The sequence below is a fragment of the Rhodococcus sp. (in: high G+C Gram-positive bacteria) genome (genome assembly GCF_049286785.1).
Taxonomy (GTDB): Bacteria; Actinomycetota; Actinomycetes; order Mycobacteriales; family Mycobacteriaceae; genus Rhodococcus_F.
The window spans coordinates 1-2791 of the sequence record NZ_JBAQEO010000066.1; the positions used below are offsets into that span (position 1 = coordinate 1).

Annotated in this window: 2 protein-coding genes; both read left to right on the forward strand. The window is 60.9% G+C overall.

Annotation, left to right across the window (positions count from 1 at the left end):
* On the forward strand, positions 1-542 hold a 542-nt coding region (locus WAW17_RS02465; RefSeq protein ID WP_422331435.1), incomplete at its 5' end, for a TnsA endonuclease N-terminal domain-containing protein.
* On the forward strand, positions 527-2713 hold the full coding sequence (locus tag WAW17_RS02470; RefSeq protein WP_422331436.1) for a Mu transposase C-terminal domain-containing protein: 2187 nt from the start codon (positions 527-529) through the stop codon (positions 2711-2713). The genes WAW17_RS02465 and WAW17_RS02470, both read left to right, overlap by 16 nt.
* The last annotated feature ends 78 nt before the right edge of the window (positions 2714-2791 follow it).

Below are 2791 nucleotides of genomic sequence, written 5' to 3' on the forward strand. Positions count from 1 at the left end.
GGCACCCCTTCGAGACGAGGACCGGTACCTTCGTCGTCATGACGACCGACTTCCTCCTTACGGTCCGAAATGGGAACCGATACCTCGCGTGCGCACGCGCCGTCAAGGAAGCGTCCGACCTCGACGACGACAGGGTCCTCGAAAAGCTGGAGATCGAGCGCATCTACCTCGAAGAGCGCGGGGTCGAGTGGAAGCTGGTCACGGATCGGGAGGTCAAGACCCCGTTCGCTCGGAACCTCGAATGGATCTTCCCGTGCTTTGGCGAGGATTGCCTCGGAGAACCGGGCCTTTTCGCTGTCTACTCGACCCGTTTCCTGGAAGCGTTCATGCGGGCACCCCACACGCCGGCGTGGCGTCTCTGCCAAGAGTTCGACTCCGCGTTCGGGCTATTCCCGGGAGCTGGTCTCACGCTCCTTCGCCACCTGTTGGCGCGGAAGGTGCTAACTGCGGATCTTTCGGTCGGCCCGCTCCAGGACCGTCCGGCCTCTTCCTTCGCCGTGAACCCGAACTTCGGGAGGAACGCGCTGTGCGCAGCCAGCTAGTGCTTGCTGAAAGGATGCTGCTTCGGGACACGGCGACCGGCGCCCTGGACAGGCTGCTTTACGTCGACAGATTCGGCGGGCGCTGCTGGCTCATCAACACCGACGACGACTCCTGGCCCTATTCGATCCCTATCGCCGTACTGGAGGAGCGGCATGAGAGAGGAGAGTTGACCGTCGAGCTCAACGACGAGTGGGTGGCGAATCGCATAGGTATGAATGAAACCAATACGAAAGCCGCAAAGCGTCATGATAAACGGTACCGGCTCATCGAGCCGCTGGTACGGGGCGAAAACGAAGCCGCGATCCTCATCCCCCGCGTGCGGGGGCAGATCATCGAAAAACGGCTCACGGAGTGCAAGGCGACGCGCCAAACGCTATCCGCTCTCCTGAAGCTGTTCTGGAAACGGGGGATGTCCTACGACGCGCTCCGGACCGATTATCACAAATGCGGCAGCTTCGGAAAGAAGCGGAATGCCAAGGGCCTGAAGAAGGCGGGGCGGCGCCGCCGGATTACCCCAGGAACCGGCATGGGCGTGAACGAAGATGTGCGTCAGAAGCTGAAATCCGGGGTGGATTTTTACCTGACCCGAAAGAAACCTTCAATGAAGGAGGCGCACGACAAGGTCATCGCACTCTACTTCTCGCACCGCGTCGTCGAGGAGAACGGGAGGATGTCCGTCGTCCTTGTGCCGGAGTACGAGCGGCCCACCTTGCGTCAGTTCCGTCATTTCCTGGAAAACGACGAATCGTATCGAAATCGCAGAATTCGACGCGGGGGCCAGAAAAATTGGGACCTTAACGAAAGGCCGATGCTCGGCACCAACACCGGCGACGTGCAGGGACCCGGCGACCGCTTCCAGGTCGACGCGACCGTAGCCGACGTGTATCTCATCTCCCAGTTCGACCGTCGGCGAATCGTGGGTCGGCCCGTCATCTACTTCGCAATCGACGTCTTCAGCCGCCTCATTACGGGCGTCTACGTTGGATTCGAGGGACCGTCTTGGATCGGAGCCATGATGGTCCTCGTGAACGTGGTAACGCCGAAGGCTGAGTTCTGCCGTCGGATCGGGCTGGATATCGACGAGGACGAGTGGCCTTCCTATGAAGCGCCGAAGCGGATACTCGCCGATCGCGGCGAGCTTGCGAGCGTGGACCTCGGGAAAAACATCATCGACAAGCTGATGATCGACATCGAGAACACAAGCCCCGGCCGGCCGGACCTTAAGGCACTCGTGGAACGCCGGTTCGGGATCGTCCCGGCCAAGTTCAAGCAGTTCACACCGGGCTACCTGGAGGCCGATTCCGGGGAGCGCGGCGCCCCGGATTACCGGCTCAACGCGGCCCTAAACCTCGCCGAGTTCACGCAGCTCGTTGTCCTGGCCGTGATCGAGCACAACAACGAGCCTATCCGTGGGTACGTCCCGCCCGCCGGGATGATCGTGGAGGGCATCTCGCCCACTCCGGTCGAGTTGTGGAACTGGGGGATAAGGAACCGCAGTGGGGCGCTCAAATGCATCACCGTCGAGAACATGATGCTCAACGTGATGCCGATGGATCAGGCCGATATCACACCCCACGGGATCCGCTTCAAGGGAGCGTACTACTCCTCCCCGACGGCGTTGCGCGAAGACTGGTTCGCACTGGCACGCCGGAAGCCCTGGAAGGTGGATGTATCCTTCGACCTCCGGGACATGGGGACGGTCTATCTGCGCAACGTACGCAGCAAGGATTGTCCCAAGGGTTACGAGGTGTGCACCCTGCTTCCGCGGAGCGTCGAATTTCAGGGCAAGTCGATCTTCGAAGCGGAAGAGCTTGGCGAGCAGAACAAGGTTAACATCGCGGCGGGAGAGGCCGATCGCCAGGCCAAGCGGGTCGAGCGCGACGACAAGATGAAGGAAATCGAGTCGAACGCCAAGAAGGCGAAGAAAGCCTTGGGTCCCGATACCCGGAGCAAAACCGAACGGACGTCGGATATCCGCGAAAATCGCACCGATGAGAAAGTCGCACAGCGGGAAAGCGAGAAATTCGTCATGGACGAGGCGCAATCGAAACGCCTGCCGCCACACGACCCGCCCGAGGACCAGGAGGAACCCGTGAATTTCCTGGAGATCCTCAAGAAAGAACGCGCCATACGTGCAGGAAGAACCGATGAGCACGAAGCCTGTGGTTGAAACAATCCCCCGGCTGGAAGCAATCTATCGACCGGCCGAGTTGCCGGAGCATGCGGGCAACCCGCTCATCGAGGCGCT